The following is a 24,253-nucleotide window of genomic DNA, read 5'->3' on the forward strand; positions in this document are numbered from 1 at the left end:
CCCATTCGCAAAAACCGGAGAAAATCCGGAACAAATGCAACCGAATAGTGAATTGGAAAAACATTCGCTGTCACCTAAAATAGAAGTTTAATTACAATTTGATGAAGGAATACAGTTTAACAAACCTGCGGGAACTGGAGGCCGAAGCCATTCATATTATTCGTGAAGTGGCCGCCGAGTTTGAAAATCCGGTAATGCTTTACTCCATTGGAAAAGACTCGTCGGTAATGGTTCGCCTGGCCGAAAAAGCTTTTTACCCGGGGAAAGTTCCGTTTCCGCTCATGCATATCGATTCAAAGTGGAAATTCCGGGAAATGGTGGAATTTCGCGATCGCTATGCCAAAGAAAAAGGCTGGGATTTAATTGTGCATTACAACAAACAGGGCTTCGAAAGCGGAGTAGGCCCGTTTACTCATGGGAGCAAAGTACACACCGATGTGATGAAAACTCAGGCTTTGCTCGAGGGACTGTCGAAATATAAATTTGATGCCGCATTTGGCGGCGCCCGCCGCGACGAAGAAAAATCGCGGGCCAAAGAACGTATTTTTTCGTTCCGTGACCGGTTTCACCAGTGGGACCCGAAAAACCAGCGACCTGAATTGTGGAGTATTTACAATGCCCGAGTTCACAAAGGAGAATCCATCCGCGTTTTTCCACTGAGCAACTGGACTGAGCTGGACATCTGGCAATACATTCGTTTGGAAAACATTCCCATTGTACCGCTTTATTTTGCAAAAGAACGCCCCATTGTTGACATGGACGGCAATTTAATTATGGTAGATGATGAGCGGATGCCAAAAGAACTGGCCGAAAAAGCTAAAATGCGCAAAGTCAGGTTTCGCACGTTAGGATGCTATCCGCTTACCGGCGCTGTGGAATCAGAAGCCGACACCATCGAAAAAATTGTGGAAGAAATGATGACTGTTACCGTTTCGGAACGCACTACCCGCGTTATCGACTTCGACCAGGACGCAAGTATGGAACAAAAGAAACGGGAAGGGTATTTTTAGGAGGTTGTCAGAAGAAGTTGTCCGCTACGCATTGTCAAAGTTATCATGGTTATCATGTTCTTTCTTAACAATAACAACCTGATAACAACGACAACAACGACAACAACGACAACAACGACAACAAAATCTTCATACAATGAAAGGATACAAAGATTTAGACATTTACAACCTGGCTTTCAAACTTGCAGTTAGAATCTATCGGTTGAGTTTGAAATTACCTCACCCTGATAAATTTGAAACAGGAAGTCAAATCAGAAGGTCCAGCCAATCGGTAAAGGATAATATTGTAGAAGGATATGGAAGAAAACGTTATAAAGCAGATTTTATTAAATTTTTGGTAGCCAGTCATGCCTCATGCCTGGAAGCAACATCTCAGGCAGAGTTTTTAGCGGAAGTTCAAACTGATCAGGAGTGGACTGATATTGCCAATGAATTGGATAAAGCAGGAATTAAAATATATAACTTTATTATTTACGTAGAAAAAAATTGGAAAACGGGAAGAGGTTAACCGCTTCGCGTTATCAAAGTTATCACAAGAGGTTGTCAGCTACGCGTTGTCAAAGTTATCATGGTTATCATGTTCTTTCTTAACAACGACAACCTGACAACAATGACAACAACGAAAACAACGACAACATGACAACATCACCACAAAATCTCGACATAAAAGAATTCCTCGATCAGGACCAGAGTAAAGACTTGCTCAGACTATTAACTGCCGGCTCGGTTGACGACGGTAAATCTACCCTAATCGGACGCCTGATGTTCGACAGTAAAATGTTGTATGAAGACCAGTTGGCAGCCCTTGAAAAAGACAGCAAACGAATGGGTCATGCAGGAGAAGAAATTGACTATGCGCTGCTGCTCGATGGGTTAAAAGCCGAGCGTGAGCAGGGAATTACCATTGATGTGGCATACCGCTATTTTTCCACGGCCAAACGGAAATTCATAATTGCCGACACTCCCGGTCACGAACAATACACCCGAAACATGATTACCGGCGGCTCAACTGCCAACCTGGCCATTATTCTTATCGATGCCACAAAAGGGGTGATTACCCAAACACGGCGCCACACATTTCTGGTATCATTGCTGGGAATTAAGCATGTTGTTCTGGCTGTTAACAAAATGGATTTGGTGGATTTCAGCCAGAAAATCTTCGACGATATTTGCACCGATTATAAAAATTTTGTAACCCAACTCGATATTCCCGATGTGGAATTTATTCCGCTTTCGGCACTGAAAGGTGACAATGTGGTTGACATTTCAGGCAAAATGCCCTGGTACCATGGAAAAAGTATGCTCGAGTTTCTGGAAGCAGTTCATGTTAGCAGCGACCGAAACTATGATGACTTCCGTTTTCCGGTGCAATTTGTGCTGCGACCCGACCGCGATTTTCGTGGTTTTGCAGGGAAAGTGGCCAGCGGAATTGTAAAACCTGGCGACATGGTAATGGCGCTTCCTTCACGAAAAACATCGAAAGTGAAAGTAATTCCAACTTACGATGGGAACCTCGAAAAAGCGTTTCCGCCGCAATCGGTTACCCTGGTTTTGGAAGATGAAATCGACATTTCGCGAGGAGAAATGCTGGTTAATCCCGACAATCTGCCGCGCATGGAACGTCACTTTGAAGCTATGCTGGTTTGGATGGATGAAGAACCGATGGATCTTTCCACCCAGTTCTTCCTGAAACAAACCACTAATACCACCCGCGCCCGCATCGACATGCTGCGCCACAAAGTGGATGTAAATACCCTCGAAAAATCGGAAGTGCAAAAACTAACGCTCAACGAAATTGGCCGCGCTGTTTTCACAACAGCCAAACCTTTGTTTTTCGACCCCTATAAAAAAAATAAAAACACCGGTTCGTTTGTGCTCATTCACCCGGTTACCAACAACACCGTGGCCGTAGGAATGATTCTCGACAAACTGGAAAGCAAAAATCTGCCGTCGCGCATTTCCGATATTGATAAAGAAAAGATCAAAAAAGGAAAATCACTTATTTCCATAGAAAGCAGGCAGGCAAAACTTAATCAAAAAGGTGTAACAATTTGGTTTACAGGCCTGCATGGTTCAGGCAAAAACGAACTGGCATTCAGTCTTGAAAAGAAATTATTCGACAATGGTGCAACAGTTGTGCTGCTCGATGGGAGTTCAGTTCGTTCAGGACTCAATCGTGAATTGGATTTTTCACCTGCCGACCGGGCAGAAAATCTTCGGCGGGTGGCCCATATTGCCAAAATTTTAAACGACCAGGGGATAATAGCAATTTGCTCATTCATTTCTCCCAGCATTGCTGTACGAAGCCAGGTTGCTGAAATTATTGGAGAGGACAAATTTCATCTGTTTTTTATGGAGGCATCGCTCGAATATTGCCGAAAAAACAAACCCGATTTGTACGAAAAGGCAGAAAAGGGAGAAGCAGATAATCTTCCGGGGGTTGATATGGAATACGAAATGCCAGATAATGAACGGTTGAAATTCAATCCGGAAGAAAATGATCTCAATATTGATCAGATATTGAAATATTTGGAAGAAAATAAAATTTTCCCGTTAAAATAACAAACTGATGAAAATATTGGTAACAGGAGCAGCCGGATTCATTGGATTTCATCTGGTTCAAAAGCTTTTACAATCAGAAAATATTGTGGTGGGCATTGATAATATTAATGATTATTATTCGCCCGAATTAAAATTTGCACGGTTAAAGCAATGTGGAATTTCTCAGGATGCATCAGTTTGGAATCAAAAAACTTTGAGCAGCACAAATTCCAATTATTCCTTTTTAAGAACGAACCTGGAAGACGATGAAGCTATAAAAAATTTATTTGAAACCGAAAAATTTGATGCGGTTTGTAACCTCGCAGCCCAGGCAGGAGTGCGCTACAGTATTGAAAATCCAAAAGCTTACATTCAAAGTAATATTGTCGGGTTTTTAAATATACTTGAAGCTTGCCGGCACAATAAAATAAAACATTTGGTTTATGCCAGCTCATCGAGCGTTTACGGCAACAGCAAAAAAATGCCGCTTTCCACAACCGATTCAGTTGACAATCCAATAAGCTTGTATGCAGCCACCAAAAAAAGTAATGAATTGATGGCATATACTTACAGTCACCTGTATTCCATTCCTACAACCGGGCTACGATTCTTTACCGTTTACGGACCATGGGGCCGGCCCGATATGGCCTATTTTTCTTTTACAAAATCGATTCTGGAAAAAAGACCAATTAAAATTTTCAACCACGGTGATTTATATCGCGACTTCACATACATTGATGACATAGTTGAAGGAATTGTAAAAGTTCTGCATAAAATAACTGAAAACACCCCTCCTTATGCAGTTTACAACATTGGCAATTCTTCGCCCGTGAAACTGATGGATTTTATTGAAACCATTGAAAAAGCGCTGGACAAGGAGGCTGTTAAAGAATTTCACGCTATGCAACCGGGAGATATGTATAAAACGTATGCTGACGTTAGCGAGCTGGAAAAAAAATTCGATTACGCACCAGGTACTCCTTTGGAAAAAGGAATAGGAAAATTTGTTGACTGGTATAAATCCTACTTTAAAATTTAATTCTTTTTTTCAGCAGGTAGAAAACAAAACAGGCTGCCAATTTTTTTGACAGCCTATTTGATAATTTCGAATTGAAATATTTATAAACTTTGGTTAGGCTTTTTCTGCTGAACCTACTACAGTTTTGCCTTCCAAAAGAATATCATCTGCTCTTTTGTTGACTTTACTTCCCAGGGCGCCATAGAACAACAGGTAAGCCAATCCTGCAATAATTACCCAGTAACTCATTTCATAATTGGCAACATCGGCAACCCATCCCTGAATAGCAGGAAGGATTCCACCGCCGGCAACCAATACCATAAAAATACCGGATGCAGCAGCCAGGTATTTACCCAAACCTTCCACAGCCAGATTGAAAATACTACCCCACATAATGGAAGTACACAACCCAACCAGTGCCAGGAAGAAAAACTTAATCGGCACAGAATACAATCCAAACTTCAACGCTCCCCCTACAACATTAAACGTAGGCATTGAGAACTCGGTTTTTGCGGGCCAGAAAATGGCTAGCAGAACGAGAATCAAGCCAACGAGAGAGGCAGTGCTTAGCATAGTTCGGCTTGAAATTTTATGCCCGAAACCTGCACCAAACAAACGGCCAACTAACATGAGAAGCCAGTAGAAACCTACTACCCCACCTGCAATTCCGGCACCAATTCCTAATCCGGGAGTGTCTCTGCCGTCAATAATTCTTTGTGCAGTTTCGTAAGCATCTTCACTCACAGCCGATGGTTGACTGGCATAGGTGGCAATAATTTCCTGAGACTTCTCAATGCTGGGTGTTGTCATATATAAGTTTGCAATGCCCGGTGTTCCAACTTCAACACCTACGTAAACAAAAATTGCAATAGCACCCAAAACAAAATGACGGAATTTCAGCGCACCAGACATCAGACTTCCCAGTGGTTCTTTTGGCTGATCGGCATGCGGTTCAGGAATAGAAGTGGCCCAGAGAATAAAAAATACGAGGGCGAATACTCCCAATGCAATATACAGAATAGGGAAAACATCTGTTATATTTGCTTTTGTTGCTTCACCAATCAGAATACCTACGAAAACAGGAGTGAAGGTAGCCATTACTGAATTGAATGAACCACCAACCTGAATAAGCTGGTTTCCTTTGTTGCCGCCTCCGCCAAGCGTATTCAGCATCGGGTTTACAACAATGTTCAGCAAACACATGGAGAAACCTGCCACAAATGCACCTAACAAATATACTCCAAAACTTTCGGCATGTCCGGACAGATACTGAATTCCAACCCCAACGAATCCAACTGCAATTGCAATCAGTGCAGTTTTTTTATAACCTACTTTTTGAAGTAAAATCCCTCCCGGGATGCCCATTACCGCATACGCAATAAAATTTGCAAAATTCCCCAGCATCCCCAGAGAATTGGGAACATTAAACTGATTTTTTAGTACAATTCCCATAGGCGCAGCCAAATTGGTAACAAATGAGATCATACCGAACAGTAAAATCATCATAATGATGGGCAGCACATAACTTTTGTTTTGATTCATAATAATAACTTTAAATGGATTAAGTAATTTTTTATTTATTTATAGTTGTTATCTGAAATTGAACTTTCCGAATTTTTTTGGCCATGGTAAAAGTATAAAATTATTGTTATCAAAAAAGTCGGAAAGCAGTAACTTTTTACAAATCAAGTTTCACTGCCCCTTTATTTCTGATAAATAACTTATGACAACTTCCTTTGCCATAAACATGTTCCAGCGTTTCAACATATTCATCGAGTTTTTCCTGAGGAACAAAAGCCTGAATTGTACCGCCAAACCCACCTCCGTGAACACGCCAGGCGCCTTTGCCTTTCAATACCATTTCGCTGAGTGCCAGTGCAAGAGAAACCACCTGTTCATCTTTATGTACTACATCAAAAATATTCTGGTTGTACATAAACGAACTGTAACCCGACTCGACAACCATTTTAAGAAATCCCTGAAAATCATTATTTTCAAGTGCAGCAACCTGATCGACTACACGCTGGTTATCGCCCTGAAAATGGTAGGCACGCAGAATTGCGCGATCTCCGGTTTTTTTACGAATCTCAGGAATTTTTTTCACGATTTGTTCGAGCGTAACTTCCCTTAAAACTTTAGCGCCAAGTCCAGCAGCAACCGATTTCATTTCTGTAGGTAACGAAGCATATTCAGCCTGCGAAGCAGCATCGTCGTGTCCGCCGCCAACATCAGTAATAACCAGCGAAAATCCGGTGGAAACAAAATCAAAATCAATTTCTTTTACTACCGGATTGGCTGGGTCTTTAAAATCGATGGTAATTAACCCGCCAACCGAACAGGCTGTTTGATCCATCAAACCGCATGGTTTTCCAAAGTAGTTGTTTTCTGCCCACTGCCCTATTATGGCATTTTCAACGGCAGTCATTTTTCCATCGTTAAACAATACATTGATGATTTCGCCAATGAGCACCTCAAACGAAGCCGAAGAACTTAATCCTGAGCCTTTGGGTACCCTGCCATCGATACAAGCATCAAAACCACCAGTTTTATATCCGTTTTTCTGCATTTTGGCACAAATACCTTTTACCAGTGAATTGGAAGTATAGAAATTCGATTCTTCAATTGCCAGATTTGAAATATCAACCTGAAACTCAGGATAACCTGAGGATTTAATTCGGATGATGTTGCTTCCATTGGCAGTTGCCACAGCAATATTGTCGAGGTTTACAGCCCCTGCAAGCACCCGGCCATAATTATGGTCGGTATGATTTCCACCGATTTCTGTCCGCCCGGGGGAACTAAACAAAAGAACATCATCTTTCCCAAAAGTTTGCCGAAAATCGTTAAGCAGGTTGGTATATCTGCCGGCCTGTTCTTTTAACACTTTTTCTTCGGTTCCGTATAACTCGTTAAATAACAAGTTATTTCCACCGCTAATTTTTTCAATTAAACTATCAATTTTTGCCATAATTTTTAATTTGGTTATTCCTTTGTAAATATTTCAATTTTATCAGGTTGAGTTTATTTTCAATTGCTTACAGTTATTAAACTGGTAGGTACCAGTAGGTAATTTCGCAAATATATATTTTAAAAACGGAATTGCAGTTTTAAATTTAAAATGTTTCATAGCATCAACCTTTTAAAGACTTTTTCGAACAATTAGCCTGGAAGGATTTCGCACATTCCCGTTTTTGCGGTTTAAAAGCATATTTCCCAACGTTTTCCCCATTTCATTAAAATCTGTTGAAATAGTTGTAATTCCGCCGGCAACCACTTCCTTCAACATCATATCGTTGAATGAAACTATTCCAAACTTTTTCCCCAGTTTATATTTATAATCTTTGGCCATTTTAACCAATTTCACCAAATCCCGATCAGATATCAGAAACCAGGCTTCGTAAAGTCCGGGGCGTAACCCATCAAGCGATTTAACCACCTGGGATTCAAATTGAGATTCTTTGCAAAAACGCTCAAAACCTTTAATCCGCTCAGCAGGTTCTTTTCCGCCTGGATTTACAAAAACAAGTTTTCTGTATTTTTTCAACAACTGTTTGCCTTCATTTAATGCATCGTAAAAATCCATTTCAAAATCCTGATATACTACCGGGTATTCTTTGAGATCAGATTTCAACCTGTCGATAATAAAAACCTTATCGGCAGGCAGTTTTGAAATTAAATGACTGGTATTGTCAAATGTGGCAGGCATAATAATGTATGAAGTAAAATGACCAATACTTTCCAGAATGAGACTTTTAAACACCTTGTAATTAAAATGATGAAAAAACAATTCGACACTTGCTTTTCCTTTCAAAGTATTTACAAGCGAGTTGTACAAATCTTCTTTAAAGGCATTCAATTCATCAAATAAAACAAAAACTTTTTCTTCCCTGCCGGTTTCGGTTGTTGAAATATAATACCCTTTGCCTGGCTGACTGATTAAAATTCCTTTCGATTTTAATTCGCTAAAAGCCTGCATTACAGTATCCCGGCTTAGTCCATATTCTGTGCAAATCTGATTTATTGATGGAATTTTATCTCCTTTTTTAAGTTTTCCGTGTTCTATGGCATTGCAAACAGAATCAATTATTTGCCGGTATTTGGGTTGAGGTGATTTGGCATTAATTTTAATAATTCTCTTCAAGGTTTTTGATTTAGGTTTTAGCAAAAATAATTTAAAAGCTTAAATGTAAACATGTTTTATAACACCACCAGTACCTACCAGTTTGCAAAATCAATTTTTGCATTTTTGTAAAGAGTATTGAAAATCAAAAAATAATTTCTCAAAAAAAAATTGCAACAATAAATTAAAAAATAACTAATGAACGTACAATCAGAAAAATTCGAAAAACTTCCTGACGGGCGGGAAGTTCAACTTTTTACCCTAACCGGGAACAATGGTCTGGAAGTTAAAATAACCAACTATGGAGTTATTGTAACAACTATTACTATGCCCGACAAAAATGGTGTACGGGAAAATATTGTTTGTGGTTTTAACAAACTCGAAAATTACCTGAGCAAAAAATACCTTGAAAGTTATCCATATTTCGGTGCAATTATCGGGCGGTTCGGAAATCGCATTGCAAATGGTCATCTCGAAATTGAAGGTAAAACCTACGAGTTGGCAGTAAATAATGGGCCTAATCACCTGCATGGGGGCAAGATAGGTTTCGACCGGCGATTATGGGAAGCCAAACCATACCAGGCCGATAAGGTTGTTGGTGTGGAATTCTCCTATCTGAGCCCGCATCTGGAAGAAAATTATCCCGGAAACCTTCATGTAAGATGCATTTGCTCTTTAACGGCTGCCAATGAACTGGTTTTGGAATATGTGGCCGAAACCGACCAAACTACTGTTGTAAATCTCACCAACCACACCTATTTCAATCTCACCGGTGGAAAAGAAAATATTTTGAACCACGAGCTAAAACTTGAGGCAACAAAAATGACAGAATTGGTGGAACAAATTCCTACAGGAAAAATTCAGGACACAAAAAATACTCCTTTTGATTTTAGTGAATTTAAAACCTTTGCGAAAGATTTAAACCAGTTACCTACCGGCTACGATGACAATTTTGTGTTGAACAACGAAACCGGAGAATTGAAATATACCGGAACTTTGCGGGAAAAGAATAGTGGACGGCAGGTTGACGTGTTTACTTCCCAGCCCGGAATGCAACTTTATACCGGGTATTGGATTCCCGAACTGGTTATTGACGGAGAAAAGAAATTCGGAAGTTATTCAGGTGTTGCTTTGGAAACCCAGCATTATCCCGATTCGGTGCATCAACCGCATTTTCCTTCTACTCTGCTAAAACCCGGTGAAAAATATACCGAAAAAACGATTTACAAGTTTTCTTTGCTGTAAAAGCAAACTCTTCAGAATCACCAGATGACAGAAATTTTATCTGGTGATTCTTATATTTCAAGGCAATCGCAATCTCTTTCACCAACCCTTTCAAAACAACTGATTATTCCTATTTTTTGTTACTTTTGGATCGAAAACAAAAAATTACCAAATCAAAAGGAATGAAGACCATAATCGAACTTTTTGAAACTTCAGTTGCCAATTATCCAAACAACATTTACCTCTGGGAAAAGAAAAAAGGAAAATTTGAAGGCACATCCTATAAAGAAACAAGGGAAAAAGTTCTGAACCTTGCAGCAGGCCTGATTGCAATAGGCATGGAAAAAGGGGATCGTTCCGGCTTGATTTCCGATGGGAGAAATGACTGGATAATCAGCGAATTGGGAATGCTTTATGCAGGAGGGGTAAATGTTCCACTCTCTATCCGGCTTCACGAAAATGAACTGATATTCAGACTTCAGCACAGCGGAAGCAAGTACATTTTTGTTTCGGGTCCGCACGCTTCAAAAGTGGAAGCCATTCGTGATTCATTGCCAGATCTGAAAAAAGTTATATTTCTTGATGGAAAAGAAAATCCGGGAGAAAATGATGTGAATTACCCGGAACTGATGACACTCGGAGAAGAGTATCTCAAAACTCATAAAAAAGAAGTAGAATCAGTCTGGAAAAATATTCAACCCAACGATTTGGCCAACATCAGCTACACGTCGGGTACAACTGCCGATCCAAAGGGAATAATGCTTTCGCACCTCAATTACGCAGCAAATGTAGTGCAGTCAAACACTTTAATGGAACTTCATTCCGATTGGCGTACCCTGGCCATTCTTCCGTGGGATCATGCTTTTGCCCACACCTGCTGTTTGTACGCGTTTATGTACAAAGGTGCAAGTATTGCTTCAGTAGAAGTTGGAAAAACCCCGCTGGAAACATTGAAAAATATTCCGCAGAATATAAAAGAAATAAAACCGACTCTTCTGATGAGTGTGCCGGCTTTTTCAAAAAAATTCAGACAGAATATCGAAGGGCAAATCCGCAAAAAAGGGGAAACACTTTACAAGGTTTTTCAGTTTGCCTTGAAGGTGGGATATGCACACAACGGAATGGGCCACAACCGTGGAAAAGGATGGCGTTTCTTCCTGAAACCACTTCTCTGGGTTTTCGATAAAATTTTGTTTAAAAAAATACGGGAAGGTTTTGGAGGCGAACTTAAATTTTTCATTGGCGGTGGCGCACTGCTCGATGTGGAGTTACAAAAGTTTTTTTATGCCATTGGAATGCCGGTTTGTCAGGGTTATGGATTAACAGAAGCCGCACCGGTAATTTCTTCCAACGCGATTCATGCTGTTAAATTTGGTTCGTCGGGTAAACTGGCCAAATATCTTGAAGTAAAAATATTAGATGAAGACGGCAATGAACTGCCAACCGGGCAAAAAGGTGAAATTGTGGTGAAAGGCGACAATGTGATGCTCGGTTACTGGAACAATCCCACTGCCACTGCCGATACCATTAAAAACGGCTGGTTGCATACCGGCGATATGGGATTCATGGATAAAGATGAATTTCTTTATGTTTTGGGAAGATTTAAAAGTCTTCTTATCGGGAACGACGGAGAAAAATACAGTCCGGAAGGAATTGAAGAAGCCATTGTAGAACAATCGCCGTACATTCAGCAAATGATGTTGTACAACAATCAGAATCCCTACACTTCGGCCATGATAGTTCCTGATATTGATGCCATTAACCGTGAACTGAATAAACGAAATATAAAACCGGGAAGCGAAGAGGGCAACAACGAATCGTTGCAAATTCTTTTAAATGAAATACAAGATTACAAAAAAGGTGGCCAATATGAAGATATGTTTCCTGAACGCTGGTTACCGGCAACTTTTGTAGTTTTGCCCGAGGCGTTTAGCCAGGAAAACGAATTGGTTAACACCACCATGAAAATGGTTCGTGGAAAAATCTGCGAATATTTTAGTAAAGAGCTCGAATTTTTATATACTCCGCTTGCCAGAAATGTTATAAACGATGTGAACCTGGCGGCAATTAAAAAATGGAATTCATAATATTAAAAACCCCGGAAAAATGATTATTGAAACCTTTTGTTACCCACGGGCAGCGGTTATCGGAAATCCGTCAGACGGGTATTTCGGAAAAACCATTGCCTTTCTTTTTTCAAATTTTCAGGCGAAGGTGCAGCTTTACCACACTCCAGAACTCGACATTCAGCCACAACGGCTCGACAAAACCAGTTTCAACAGCATCAAAGAAATGGTTGAAAATGTAAACAGTTCAGGGTATTACGGTGGAATCAGATTGCTAAAAGCAACCATCAAAGTTTTTTACGATTATTGCCAGGAATGTCATATTCAGCTCGACAACCGAAATTTCACCATCCGTTACGACTCCAACATTCCATTACGGCTCGGACTGGCGGGCAGCAGCGCCATCATCACAGCTTGCATGAAAGCATTGATTTCGTTTTACGGAGTAGCCATTCCCAAACCCATTCTGGCCAACCTGGTTTTAAGTGTTGAAGACAAAGAACTTGGCATTGCTGCCGGCCTGCAGGACCGTGTAGCGCAGGCTTACGGTCAGCCGGTTTACATGGATTTTAACAAGGAAACGATGAAAAAACAGGGCTTTGGAAATTACGAAGTGCTCGATGCTTCACTCTTTCCAAACATGTATATCGCGTTCCGGAAAAACCTTTCTGAAGGTACCGAAGTGTTACACAATAATCTGCGGGCAAGGTTTAACATTGGCGAACAAAAGGTTCTGGATGCCATGGAAAAATGGGCTGGTTTTACCGAAAATTTTCGCGAAGCGCTAAAAATAAAAGATTGTAAAACCATGCACGAATTGATAAATGCCAATTTCGATTTGCGCCGCAGCCTGATTGCCATTACAAAAGGCAATATTGAAATGGTGGAATTAGCCCGCTCAGTGGGCGCATCTGCAAAATTTACCGGTTCAGGCGGTGCAATTATTGGTACTTACGAAGATGAAGATATGTACAATAAACTGGTTAAAACCCTGGCAAAAAAAGAGATAGAAGTGATAAAACCCAATATAGTAAATTGATTTTGAAATGATTAAAAAAGCAGTAATCCCTGCCGCCGGGTGGGGAACCCGATTCTTACCCATCACCAAATCGCAACCTAAAGAGATGATCCCGATTGTGGACACACCTGTTATTCAGTATGTAGTGGAGGAAGCCGTGGCAAGCGGAATAACCGATATCCTGATGATTATCGGAAAAGGGAAACGCGCCATCGAAGAACATTTCGATCGCAGCCTGCAACTGGAAGAGTCCCTGTTAGCAAAAAAACAGTTTGATTTGTTGGAGCAAATCAAAAAAATATCGAATCTGGCCAATATCCATTTTATCTGGCAAAAAGAAATGAACGGATTGGGTGATGCCATCCGTTATGCCCGTGATCATGTTGGCCAGGAGCCATTTGCAGTTTTGCTGGGCGATACGCTCATTGCCGGTAAAGGTGAACCTATAACCAAACAACTTATTAATGTATATGAACGATACAAAAGTTCTGTGGTGGCGCTCGAAGAAGTTCCCATGGAGAATGTACATAAATATGGCGTAATTAAAGGTAAAAACCTGGAAAAAAATGTGCTGATTGCTGAAGATTTTATCGAAAAACCTTCACAGGAAGAAGCGCCCTCAAACCTGGCCATTGCAAGCCGGTATATTTTTACTCCTGAAATTTTCGATTACCTGGAAAAAACCCAACCGGGCAAAAACAACGAAATACAGCTTACTGATGCCATGCGCGATATGGTTAAAAAATATGCCATGTATGGACTAAAATTCAAAGGTACACGTTACGATATCGGCAATAAGCTCGACTTCCTGAAAACCAATATCATTTACGGACTGGAACACGAGGAAGTAGGCAAACCTTTGCGTGAGTGGTTGAAAAAGTTTGCTGCTGATTTGTAATATCGGGGAAAAATCAATTTGAGTATTTCGGGGAAAAATAGAATTTTTAAATATACCCCGCCAAGGACTTATCAAAAACCGATAACATATTTATTTTAAAAAAGTTAACAGTCATCACAATTTAGGGTTAATGCAAAATCATCAGTATTAGAGGATACAACTATCCATATCAACTGCAATTAAAAAATAGATAATTATTACTGAAAAGGGATAAATTTTTACACTTTTATGAGTTGCCCCGTTAACCACCGGGACCAATTAAATGAGTAATGACGATTTTTATCACTTGTGTGGATGAATTTTTTTCCGATTTCTTAAAAATCCTAAAACATTACTTCTTCTTTCCAAAAATTCAGAACAAATAAAATCCTGACACGTTAAAATTTTTAGATGGCTGCGTTTTTCGTATTGCTAACGTTAAAAAATTCATTAATAATTCAAAATACACACCATTATGATTACCAAAAAAGAATTACTGGAATTAACCCAAATGCAAAATTCACCTGCAGTTTCTATTTTTATTCCAACTCACCGTGCCGGAAAAGAAACTCTCAACGGAGAAGATGCTCTGAAATTGAAAAATCAGTTAAAAGAAGTGAAGAAAAAACTGGAAAAAAGGGGAATTCATAAAAATGAAATAAATCAAATTGCCGCTCCAATAATCAACCTGATACATGATGGTGAATTCTGGCGTCATCTGTCTGACGGTCTGGCTGTTTTCTCCACAGTGAATGATTTTAAAAAATATACAGTCCCCGTTCATTTTGAGGAATTAAATATTGTATCAAACCAAATTTATCTGAAACCATTAATACCATTGTTTAACGGAGATGGCCGTTTTTTTCTGCTTTCCCTGAAAACAGATGCTGTAAAGTTTTACGAAGGAACACGCCACAGCATTACGAAAATTGAAGTGGACGACCTGGTTCCTTCACGTCTGGAAGATGTAGTTGGATACGATTTTGAACAAAAAAGCCTGCAATTCAGAACGCAGCAAGGCGAAGGATCGTTTCACGGCCACGCCAAAAGCGACGAAAAAGCAAAAACAGAACTGCTGCAGTACTTTCGTGCTATTGACAAAGGCTTAATGAAATTTTTGCATGACGATCAAACTCCTCCCTTTGTTTTAGCCTGCCTCGACTATTATTTTCCGATTTACAAAGAAGCTAATTCCTATAAGAATCTTTATCCCCGGCATGTTTCCGGCAATCCTGCAGACATGGATGCCATGGAATTGCACGAAAGAACCTGGGCTCTGCTAAAATCTCATTTCAACCGGAAGCGCCAGGATAAAAAGGCACTGTTTCAGGAATTGAGTAAATCAGGGAAAACATCTACCGATCTTAATGAAATATTAACAGCGACACAACTGGGAAAAGTAGATACCTTGTTTATAGAAAAAAACGGCGATATTACAGGCCAATACAACTTTGAAACGGGGTTGTTGACTACAGAAAACAAAACAAACTCAACTGGAATCCCGCTTCTAAACTTTGCTGCTGTAAAAGTTTTTGAACAGGGTGGAAAAGTTTTCCTCGAAGAAAAGAAGGATTTACCCGACTCATCTTCGAAAATAAATGCAGTTTACAGGTATTAAAAAAGTATATTTAAAAAATTTTAAGCCTGATAAAATGAACCGGAAAAATTTCATTCAATCAACAGTTCTCATTGCCGGAGTTTCGGCAGTTGCCAATCCGTTAGTATCGTCAGCTTTTTCGCTCAGCCAGGCGCCACAAAAATTAACCCTGAAAAAAGGGCTGGGATTTGGTATGATCGGCGAAGATTTATCACTGACTGATAAATTCAAACTGGTAAAAGATTTGGGGTTTGATGGTGTGGAACTGAACGTCCCCACCGATCTTGACAAGTCAGAAGTTCTGAAAGCCAGCGAACTAGCAGGAATTGAAATTCCCAGCGTAGTGAACAAAGACCACTGGCAAAAACCCCTCTCCGACCCCGATCTGGAGATAAGAAAGCAATGCATCAACTCAGTTGCCCAATCGTTGCAGGAAGCCAAAGATTTTGGCGCCGATACCGTTCTTGTTGTTCCGGGAGTGGTAAACGAAATAGTGCCTTACGAGCAAGCTTATGTTACGGCCATGAATTCCATACGCGAACTCATTCCATTTGCCGAAAAAACCGGGATTCAGATTGCTTTGGAAAACGTCTGGAATAATTTTCTGATAAGTCCGGTTGAAGCCAGGCGTTTTGTAGATGAAATCAACCATCCGCTGGTGGGTTGGTATTTCGATGTGGGTAACATTTTACGCTACGGCTGGCCCGAACACTGGATTAAAACACTGAATTCCAGAATAATGAAAATTCATATAAAGGAATTTAGCCGTAAAGTGATGAATGACGAAGGGTTAAGAAAAGGGTTTCAGGTGAACCTCTTGGAAGGCGACAGCAACTGGCCGGTTGTTATGCGGTCAGTTCGGGAAATCAACTACACAGGAGGCTGGATAATTGCCGAAGTTAGCGGCGGCGACAGAAACCGCCTGAAGGACATTTCGGAACGAATGGACAAGATTATTAGTTACGTTTGATCTTAATGATTTTTACCTAACCTTCACGCACAAAAAAGGCTGTCTCTGCGAGACAGCCTTTTTATAGCACGGGAGGAGAGACTCGAACTCCCGACACCTGGTTTTGGAGACCAGTGCTCTACCAACTGAGCTACACCCGTATTTTTTTGGTGCCCTACCTCCCGAAAGTTACCGGGAGAGCTACACCCTATTAATTTTGCGACTGCAAATATAGCAATTCATTCCAAATTACCTATAAACCCTGAAAAGTTATCAACAGGTTTTAGCAAAAAAAAATCCATCAGTAAACTGATGGATTTTTTGCGGAGAGAGAGGGATTCGAACCCCCGGAACCTCTCAGTTCAACGGTTTTCAAGACCGCCGCAATCGACCACTCTGCCATCTCTCCGGGCGCGACAAAAGTAGAATAATTTTTTAATCTTGAAAAACCTATTCGTTAAAAAAATTTGGAAATGCTGAAAAAAAAGGGGGTTTAAGGTTGTTTTTTTGAAACTTATTTCTGAATTTAGCTACAATTTTAAAAAGGTTCTCTGAAACTATTGATTTTACTGGCTTTCCCGGAATAGGTAATTTCAAAAGTCAATGGAAAAAACAAGAAATAATTATTATAATTTGCTTATTTACAATAATTTAGTTTTTCATTTAAATTTTTTAACTTATGAACAAAGCACAATTAATTGATGCAATGGCCGCTGGAGCAGGCCTGACGAAAGCTGATGCAAAAAAAGCTCTTGACGCTTTTATTAGCGCAACAACTGATGCCCTTAAGGGTGGAGACAGAGTAGCACTTATCTCTTTTGGAACTTTTTCAGTTAGTGAACGTGGTGCCCGCACCGGTAGAAATCCACAAACAGGGAAAGAAATTAAAATCCCTGCAAAAAAAGTGGTGAAATTTAAAGCAGGTGCCGATTTGGCTGATGCAGTATCCTAATCAAAAAAGGTGGATACGGAAAAAATTGAAGGGGAGCATTTGCTTCCCTTTTTTTATTATTGTAGTTTATTCATTGTTCAATGGAAGAAGAATTAATTAAACATTTATCAGAATTCGTTACTGAGGAAAGATTGAATTTATTTGAAAAAGTACTGGAACAAAGAACTTCTTATATTACATTAGTATTGGAAGACATTTTTCAGCCTCAAAATGCCAGTGCAGTTTTGCGTACATGCGATTGCTTTGGTATTCAGCATATACATATTATTGAAAACAGAAATGAATTTACTATTGATCGGGAAGTAGCCATGGGAGCATCGAAATGGCTGAGTTTGCACAAATACAACCAAAAAGAACAAAACAGCCTGGAAGCTATAAAAGAATTAAAAAGAATGGGTTACCGAATAGTGGCAACTTCTCCACACATAAACGACCAGCTTTTACCCGAATTTGATTTTACACTCGGAAAAGCAGCAATTGTTTTCGGTTCAGAATTACCTGGAATTTCTGAAACAATTTTAAATGAAGCTGACGAGTATTTGAAAATTCCCATGTATGGATTTACTGAAAGTTTTAATATTTCGGTTTCGGCTGCCATAGTTTTATATCAGTTGTCGCAAAAAATACGCAATCATCCTGAAATTAACTGGAAATTGAGTAAAAACGAAAGAAACGAAATAAAATTAGCCTGGCTGCGTGCTACCATAAAACGAAGCAACTTACTTGAAAAAAATTTTTGGAAGCAACGAGGAATTAAAGAAAAATAATATACTTCAATTTTTCACCATCAAATTTTTCAATTTCGCCAACGTAATCATCTTAACACCCTTTTTTTTCCACGCATCAAAAGGTAACGGAATGTTAGGTAATTCTTTAATGGCATCTTTTATCACATAAACCCTATTAACTTTTTTCACAAGACCTTTCACTGCTGCATCCACACAAACATTTGTAGTAACACCATAAACTATAACTGTATCAGGATTCAGTTGTTTTAAAATAGTATCTGTCATCGGATTCCCGTCAAAAACATCAAATGCATCTTTCCTTATAATAAAATTCCTGTGTTCTGCACTGCTAAAAAATTCGGGCGTAATTAAATATTCTTTATCCCAGTCGAAAATAATGGAATCCTCCGGGTCTGTTTCCCTTATATAATCTGCCCCGCGGGTGCCAGCCATGCAATGTTCAGGAAAAGTATTTACAAAATCGGGAGATGAATCAAGTTCTGCAGAGTTTGGGTAATGATAATCTGCCGTATTCACAACCCTTATCGAATTTTCTTTAGCAAGTTCAGTCAACTCTTTCCATTGCGGACGTAATTCTTCTGCGCCCTGAACATATAATTTTCCACGTGGATAAACGAAATCAATCTGGGTGTCAACATTCCAAAATAACCAGTTTGTTAAATCCATTTTTCCTCTTATTAAATTCATTTAAAGATATTCATAATGAAAAGTGGTTGAAAAGAATTAGTGTTAAAAAATGATAACAAAAAGCACGGAAAAAAAATCTCCCGGGCTTTTTATTCAACATTATTCTATTCATTATAAGCCTCTTTCTAGAAAAGAGACAAATTCATCTTCTTCAAAAGTTACCCCTAATTTATGCTCGGTACCGTCGGGTTCAATAATTACATGAAATGGGATGCTGTTGGTTGCATATTTATCAATCTGAAAATCAAGATTCTTTTTGCCCATAGTATCTTTTACTTTCCCATCCACATTTGAAGTAATCCACTCATTTTCAGTCAATTTTGTTCTGTCGTCGGTATAAAGTGCAATAATAACGTAATCTTCAGAAAGCATCTTCAATGAACGCGGGTCTGTCCAAACCCCGTTTTCCATCTTTTTACAATTGGCACAGGCATGACCTTTGAATACAAGGAAAACTGGTTTTTGCTGTTCTTTGGCACAAGCCATTCCCTGTTCATATTCGAAATAGCCGTTTAAACCGTGGGGCAGGTGCAATTTATCTGCATATTTTGCCGGTCCGCAAAGTTCATTCTGAACGTTTTGCCCCGAAGTTGCCGGGCCTGCCTGAAAGTACGAGTGCCCTGAACTTTGAGGCGGAAGCAATGACGAAATGGACGCCAGCGGAGCACCAAATAATCCGGTAAAAAGGTAAATAACAAAAGTGAATGTAGCTACAGATAAAAACAATCGTCCGGTTCCAATGTACGGTAAATCACTGTCGTGCGAAAATTTGATTTTACCCAGAAAATACATTCCCAGAAGGAAAAACAATACAATCCAAATGGCCAGATAAATTTCCCTGCTAATGAAATTGAGCCCGTAAACCTGGTCGATGTTGCTCAGAAATTTTAAACCGAAAGCAACCAGAATAAAGGCGAAAACCACTTTAATGGAATTCAGCCAGCCACCCGATTTTGGCAGTTTATTCAGTGCCGACGGGAAAATTGCCAGCAAAGTGAAAGGCAACGCAAAAGCCAGCCCGAAAAAGAACATGCCGACTAACGGGCGCATTCCTCCGTCCTGAACAGCTTCAATAATTAACGCACCAATAAAAGGACCTGTGCACGAAAAAGAAACAATTACCGTGGTAAGTGCCATAAAAAAAGCACCAACCAATCCGCCCTGTTCTGCTTTTGAATCGGTTTTATTCACCAGGCTGCTCGGCAAAACTATTTCGAAAGCGCCGAAAAAAGAAATGGCGAAAACCAGGAACAACAGGAAAAACAAAAGGTTGGGAATCCAGTGTGTACTTAATATATTACCCACATTCGGACCAAACAGGCCAAATGTAAATAAAGCTCCAAGCAAAGAAAATATAAGCAAAATTGACAATCCGAAAAACAAACCATTACGAATAGCTTTTCCACGGTTATCGCTTCCGCGCATAAAAAATGAAACCGTCATGGGAATCATGGGAAAAACACAGGGTGTTAAAATGGCGGCAAAGCCAGCCAATGCCGAAATTAAAATAAAAAGCCACAGCGTTTGTCCGCTTGCTGAACCCGAAGTTGTACCTGAAACACTGTTTTCACCGCTCCCGGAAATTGCAGCCTGCTGAGATGAACTGTTTCCGTTAAATTGAAAAGTAAACTCTGCTTCATTCGGCGGAAGGCACATTTCATCATCACATCCCATAAATAAAACGTAACCTTTTATTTCAACCGGATTATCAGATTTTAACCTGATATTTTGGGTTAAAGTAGCTCTTTCACTAAAAAAACGAAGATTTAGCTGAAAAATATTATCAAACTTTTCTACGGGCTGAGGATCTTTCTGAAGTTCCCCAACAAAATCGAACAGCGTTGAATCTTCAAAAACTATCTGGGTAGCGATTGGCCCACCTTCCGGCAGGTAGGTATCGTACAAATGCCAGTTTTCATCAATGCTGGCTTCAAAAATTAATTCAACATCTTTCCCGTTTTGTTTGGAATCAAACGTCCATTTTATTGGTTCTATAATCTGGGAAAATGCCGAAAATGTGATAAAATAAGCTAAAAATATAAAAGTCAGTTTCTTCATTTTTTTTATTCTTTTGTTTCACAAAAACATCTACAAATGTATATATTTCAATATAACAATTATCATTTTCTATTGTTCCCCTTAAAAATTGGTAAGTATCCGCTATAAAAAAGCCGGCAATTTAAACCGGCTTTCTTTTATAAAATAATCTCCTCCATATTTTCATCGTAAAAGTGGTATTCGAGAAACGAGAGAGAATTATTGGATTCAATTTTCACCCATTTATAAAATTGCAGGAACCATCTGTTTCTGACACTTTTCAATCCTTTGGTCAGGTATGCAGCAATATAGGGATGAACAGAAATCACCAGTTTTTTCTTGTTCAAATCTTTTAAAATATATTTTACTTTACTGTCCAACTCATCGGCAAACAAAATGGTAGGCATAATTTTTCCACTGCCGTTGCAGGTGGGACATTTTTCTGCCGTTTCAATAATTTCCTCAGGGCGAACCCGTTGCCTTGTAATTTGCATCAGGCAAAATTTACTCAGCGGTAAAATATTATGCTTGGTACGGTCATCGGCCATAATTTCTTTCATGTGGTCGAAAACCTTTTGCCGGTTAGACTGTACATGCATATCAATAAAATCGATGACAATAATGCCACCCATATCTCTCAACCTCAATTGTCTGGCAATTTCAACACAGGCTGCAAGGTTTACCTCCAGGGCACTTGATTCCTGGTCTCCTGCAGTTTTTGCGCGATTCCCGCTGTTTACATCAATTACATGAAAAGCTTCGGTATGCTCAACGATTAAATAGGCACCATTTTTAAAAGAAACAGTTTTTCCGAACGAAGCTTTTATCTGCTTTTCAATGCTGTAATGTTCGAAAATTGGCCTTCTTCCCTTGTAAAGTTTAACTATCTTTTTTTTGTCGGGTTGAATGCTACCTATGTAATCGGTTATCTCGTTGCAAACCGATTGGTCATTCACAATAATGCTGTTAAATTTTGGGGTATAAATATCGCGAAGCAAAGCGGTGGCCCGGTCCATTTCACCAATTACAAGGGAAGGCGTGGTTGCACGTTTTAATTTATGAAAAGTGGTTTCCCATTTATCAACAAGACCACGTAATTCCTGATCGAGTTCGGCAACTTTTTTACCTTCTGCGGCGGTACGTATAATTACTCCATATTTTCGGGGTTTGATACTTTGAATAAGCTTTTTCAGGCGGCTTTTTTCTTCATTCGATTTAATCTTCTGCGAAATGGAAACTTTATCGCTAAATGGCATTAATACCATAAAACGTCCGGCAATCGATATTTCAGAAGTAAGTCGGGGTCCTTTTGTAGAAATTGGCTCTTTAGCCACCTGCACCAAAATACTTTGTCCAACCTTCAAAATTTCTGTTATCCTGCCTTCTTTATTGATATCGGGCTCGGAATGAATTTTTGAAATGGTTGTAACTTTGGTTTTTTTGGAAGAAACTATTCGCAAAAACTTATTCAGAGTAGCAAATTGCGGCCCCATGTCGAGATAATGCAAAAATGCATCTTTTTCGTACCCAACATCAATAAATGCCGCATTCAGGCTTGGCATTATTTTTTTTACCTTTCCAAGATAGATGTCGCCAACGGCAAACCTGGCTCCGCTCTTTTCCCTGGTTAATTCAACAAGCTTTTTATTTTCCTGTAATGCTATAACAATTTCGGAAGGAGTGACGTCTATAATTAAATCACTACTCACAACCTAAATATTAATACTGTTAAATAAAACAAATGTACTATTTATAACAGATTAAACCTAAGATAATGTTACCTTAGGTTTAATCTGTTATTTCTTAAATAACCCTACAAAAAGCTATTTTTTCTTTTTGTGTCGGTTTTTGCGCAATCTTTTCTTGCGCTTATGCGTTGCCATTTTATGTCTTTTTCTTTTTTTTCCGCTTGGCATAATTACTTACTTTACGTTGTTTTTAACTTTCGACACAAAAGTTTTCGCGGGTTTGAACGACGGAATGTTATGTGCCGGAATAATGATAGTAGTATTTTTGGAAATGTTCCGTGCGGTCTTTTCTGCCCGTTTCTTAACTATAAAACTACCGAAACCACGGCAGTAAACATTTTTACCACTAGCTAAAGAATCTTTTACGGTTTCCATAAAGGCTTCCACTGTTTTTTGAACAGTTACCTTTTCAATACCTGTGTTTTTCGAGATTTCATTTACAATATCTGCCTTTGTCATGTCTTAAAATATTTAAATATCAATAAATTAATCGGTTTATTATGGTCTGCAAAAATATAAATAATTTAATAACCCAAAAGCTTTTCAAATAATTTATTTTTGTTTTTCTGAAAGATTTTAAAGGAATTACAAAAAAATGAATGATTTCTTATATAAAATATATAAATGGTATAATAAAAATGAACGCGATTTACCCTGGAGAAATACTCAGGACCCTTACAAAATTTGGATTTCTGAAATTATTCTTCAACAAACGCGCGTTGAGCAGGGAACTTCATATTACCTCAATTTTATTAAAATGTTTCCAACTCTGACAGAATTGGTAAATGCTAATGAAGATGAGGTACTGAAACTATGGCAGGGACTTGGTTATTATTCACGGGCACGCAATTTACATGCTACTGCAAAAGAGGTTCATGAAAAACACCATGGAATTTTTCCTGATAACTATACCGATATTCTTGCTTTGAAAGGAATTGGCTCATACACAGCAGCAGCCATCGCATCTATCGCATTCGGGCTCCCACGGCCTGCCCTCGACGGGAATATTTATCGTGTTCTGGCGAGGTATTTTGGCATTTTCGATTCACCGGCCAGCGGAAAAGGGAAAAAGGTATTTCTAAAACTTGCAGAAGAAATAATTCCAAACGACAATCCGGGATTTCATAATCAGGCCCTCATGGAATTCGGCGCCTTGCAATGTGTTCCCAAATCACCAGATTGTTCAGTTTGTCCGGTAAAAACTACATGTTTTGCTTTTCAGAAAAAACAAGTGGAAAACCTGCCGGTAAAATCTCCAAAATTGAAGCAACGCACCCGGTATTTCTACTACTATTTTATTGAATCAGGCGAAAAAACCTGGCTGGAAAAACGTACCGGAGATGATATTTGGAAGAACCTCCATCAGTTTCCTCTTGTAGAAACAGAAAATGAGTTGAGCGAAAAAGAAATACTAGTTTTAAATCCATCTTTTTTAAATGGCTTTCCATATAATATCAAATATATTTCAGGCAAGCAAAAACATATACTCAGCCATCAGGTAATTTTTGCCAGGTTAATTCATATTGAAGTTAATAAAGATTTTAAACCCCGGGGAAGCCTGATTCCTGTTACAAAAGAAGATGTTATAAAATTTGCCGTACCCCGGCTGATGGAACTTTTAATAGAGAAAAACCGACTATTTTGAAAAAAATAAATCTAA

The 24,253-nt window shown here is 39.2% G+C and carries 20 protein-coding genes and 2 tRNA genes; 13 read left to right on the forward strand and 9 right to left on the reverse strand.

Features of this window, described 5'->3' with window-relative positions:
* Positions 1 to 101: 101 nt before the first annotated feature.
* The 4 genes from cysD to ACESMA_RS06120 all read left to right on the forward strand — a co-directional run bounded on the left by cysD (position 102) and on the right by ACESMA_RS06120 (position 4,590).
* Positions 102 to 1,010: a sulfate adenylyltransferase subunit CysD gene (gene cysD / locus ACESMA_RS06105; RefSeq protein ID WP_372947893.1), complete on the forward strand. Its 909-nt coding sequence runs from the start codon at positions 102 to 104 to the stop codon at positions 1,008 to 1,010.
* A gap of 136 nt (positions 1,011 to 1,146) precedes the next feature.
* The gene (locus ACESMA_RS06110) at positions 1,147 to 1,518 is read left to right on the forward strand and encodes a four helix bundle protein (protein WP_372947894.1); all 372 of its coding nucleotides are present in this window, start codon (positions 1,147 to 1,149) and stop codon (positions 1,516 to 1,518) included.
* A 128-nt stretch (positions 1,519 to 1,646) separates the two neighbouring features.
* On the forward strand, positions 1,647 to 3,572 hold the full coding sequence (cysN, locus tag ACESMA_RS06115) for a sulfate adenylyltransferase subunit CysN (protein ID WP_372947895.1): 1,926 nt from the start codon (positions 1,647 to 1,649) through the stop codon (positions 3,570 to 3,572).
* Positions 3,573 to 3,579: 7 nt separating this feature from the next.
* A complete protein-coding gene (locus tag ACESMA_RS06120) occupies positions 3,580 to 4,590 on the forward strand; it encodes an NAD-dependent epimerase (protein WP_372947896.1) in 1,011 nt (336 codons plus the stop codon).
* A gap of 93 nt (positions 4,591 to 4,683) precedes the next feature.
* On the opposite strand, the gene ACESMA_RS06125 is transcribed toward ACESMA_RS06120, so the two are convergent.
* The 3 genes from ACESMA_RS06125 to ACESMA_RS06135 form a co-directional block, all read right to left on the reverse strand.
* Positions 4,684 to 6,111: an MFS transporter gene (locus ACESMA_RS06125; protein ID WP_372947897.1), complete on the reverse strand. Its 1,428-nt coding sequence runs from the start codon at positions 6,109 to 6,111 to the stop codon at positions 4,684 to 4,686.
* 136 nt (positions 6,112 to 6,247) lie between these two features.
* The gene (locus ACESMA_RS06130; protein WP_372947898.1) at positions 6,248 to 7,537 is read right to left on the reverse strand and encodes a galactokinase; all 1,290 of its coding nucleotides are present in this window, start codon (positions 7,535 to 7,537) and stop codon (positions 6,248 to 6,250) included.
* A 171-nt stretch (positions 7,538 to 7,708) separates the two neighbouring features.
* The gene (locus ACESMA_RS06135) at positions 7,709 to 8,710 is read right to left on the reverse strand and encodes a GntR family transcriptional regulator (protein WP_372947899.1); all 1,002 of its coding nucleotides are present in this window, start codon (positions 8,708 to 8,710) and stop codon (positions 7,709 to 7,711) included.
* A gap of 177 nt (positions 8,711 to 8,887) precedes the next feature.
* Here ACESMA_RS06135 and ACESMA_RS06140 point away from each other — a divergent pair, with 177 nt between their 5' ends.
* The 6 genes from ACESMA_RS06140 (at position 8,888) to ACESMA_RS06165 (ending at position 16,441) form a co-directional block, all read left to right on the forward strand.
* Positions 8,888 to 9,934: an aldose epimerase family protein gene (locus tag ACESMA_RS06140; protein WP_372947900.1), complete on the forward strand. Its 1,047-nt coding sequence runs from the start codon at positions 8,888 to 8,890 to the stop codon at positions 9,932 to 9,934.
* 161 nt (positions 9,935 to 10,095) lie between these two features.
* Positions 10,096 to 12,000 (forward strand): AMP-dependent synthetase/ligase, encoded by a 1,905-nt coding sequence (locus tag ACESMA_RS06145; RefSeq protein WP_372947901.1) that lies wholly within the window; start codon positions 10,096 to 10,098, stop codon positions 11,998 to 12,000.
* 19 nt (positions 12,001 to 12,019) lie between these two features.
* Entirely contained in the window at positions 12,020 to 13,018 is a 999-nt protein-coding gene (locus tag ACESMA_RS06150) for a mevalonate kinase (RefSeq protein WP_372947902.1), read from the forward strand.
* Between the two features lie 7 nt (positions 13,019 to 13,025).
* Positions 13,026 to 13,895, forward strand: coding sequence for a UTP--glucose-1-phosphate uridylyltransferase GalU (galU, locus tag ACESMA_RS06155; protein WP_372947903.1), 870 nt, complete (start codon positions 13,026 to 13,028; stop codon positions 13,893 to 13,895).
* A 454-nt stretch (positions 13,896 to 14,349) separates the two neighbouring features.
* The gene (locus ACESMA_RS06160; RefSeq protein ID WP_372947904.1) at positions 14,350 to 15,492 is read left to right on the forward strand and encodes a hypothetical protein; all 1,143 of its coding nucleotides are present in this window, start codon (positions 14,350 to 14,352) and stop codon (positions 15,490 to 15,492) included.
* Between the two features lie 34 nt (positions 15,493 to 15,526).
* The gene (locus tag ACESMA_RS06165; RefSeq protein WP_372947905.1) at positions 15,527 to 16,441 is read left to right on the forward strand and encodes a sugar phosphate isomerase/epimerase family protein; all 915 of its coding nucleotides are present in this window, start codon (positions 15,527 to 15,529) and stop codon (positions 16,439 to 16,441) included.
* Positions 16,442 to 16,508: 67 nt separating this feature from the next.
* Here ACESMA_RS06165 and ACESMA_RS06170 read toward each other — a convergent pair.
* Together ACESMA_RS06170 and ACESMA_RS06175 are read right to left on the reverse strand one after the other, a co-directional pair.
* Positions 16,509 to 16,581: transfer RNA gene (locus ACESMA_RS06170), tRNA-Trp, on the reverse strand.
* A gap of 163 nt (positions 16,582 to 16,744) precedes the next feature.
* Positions 16,745 to 16,829: transfer RNA gene (locus ACESMA_RS06175), tRNA-Ser, on the reverse strand.
* Between the two features lie 270 nt (positions 16,830 to 17,099).
* Here ACESMA_RS06175 and ACESMA_RS06180 point away from each other — a divergent pair.
* A complete protein-coding gene (locus ACESMA_RS06180) occupies positions 17,100 to 17,372 on the forward strand; it encodes an HU family DNA-binding protein (protein WP_372947906.1) in 273 nt (90 codons plus the stop codon).
* An 80-nt stretch (positions 17,373 to 17,452) separates the two neighbouring features.
* Complete coding sequence (locus ACESMA_RS06185; protein WP_372947907.1) at positions 17,453 to 18,139, forward strand: TrmH family RNA methyltransferase; 687 nt, start codon at positions 17,453 to 17,455, stop codon at positions 18,137 to 18,139.
* Positions 18,140 to 18,145: 6 nt separating this feature from the next.
* Here the strand turns inward: ACESMA_RS06185 and ACESMA_RS06190 are convergent, their stop codons facing one another.
* The 4 genes from ACESMA_RS06190 to ACESMA_RS06205 form a co-directional block, all read right to left on the reverse strand.
* Positions 18,146 to 18,808 (reverse strand): cysteine hydrolase family protein, encoded by a 663-nt coding sequence (locus ACESMA_RS06190; protein ID WP_372947908.1) that lies wholly within the window; start codon positions 18,806 to 18,808, stop codon positions 18,146 to 18,148.
* A gap of 111 nt (positions 18,809 to 18,919) precedes the next feature.
* Complete coding sequence (locus tag ACESMA_RS06195; RefSeq protein ID WP_372947909.1) at positions 18,920 to 20,866, reverse strand: protein-disulfide reductase DsbD family protein; 1,947 nt, start codon at positions 20,864 to 20,866, stop codon at positions 18,920 to 18,922.
* Between the two features lie 137 nt (positions 20,867 to 21,003).
* Positions 21,004 to 22,554: a ribonuclease E/G gene (locus ACESMA_RS06200; RefSeq protein ID WP_372947910.1), complete on the reverse strand. Its 1,551-nt coding sequence runs from the start codon at positions 22,552 to 22,554 to the stop codon at positions 21,004 to 21,006.
* Positions 22,555 to 22,767: 213 nt separating this feature from the next.
* Positions 22,768 to 23,052: an HU family DNA-binding protein gene (locus ACESMA_RS06205; RefSeq protein ID WP_372947911.1), complete on the reverse strand. Its 285-nt coding sequence runs from the start codon at positions 23,050 to 23,052 to the stop codon at positions 22,768 to 22,770.
* Positions 23,053 to 23,188: 136 nt separating this feature from the next.
* Between ACESMA_RS06205 and mutY the strand changes: the two genes are divergently transcribed.
* Positions 23,189 to 24,238 carry an A/G-specific adenine glycosylase gene (mutY, locus tag ACESMA_RS06210; RefSeq protein WP_372947912.1) on the forward strand — a complete coding sequence of 350 codons (1,050 nt, stop codon included), beginning with the start codon at positions 23,189 to 23,191 and terminating at the stop codon, positions 24,236 to 24,238.
* Positions 24,239 to 24,253 lie beyond the last annotated feature (15 nt).

Origin of the sequence: Mariniphaga sp. (assembly GCF_041687215.1) — a bacterium.
GTDB lineage: Bacteria > Bacteroidota > Bacteroidia > Bacteroidales > Prolixibacteraceae > Mariniphaga.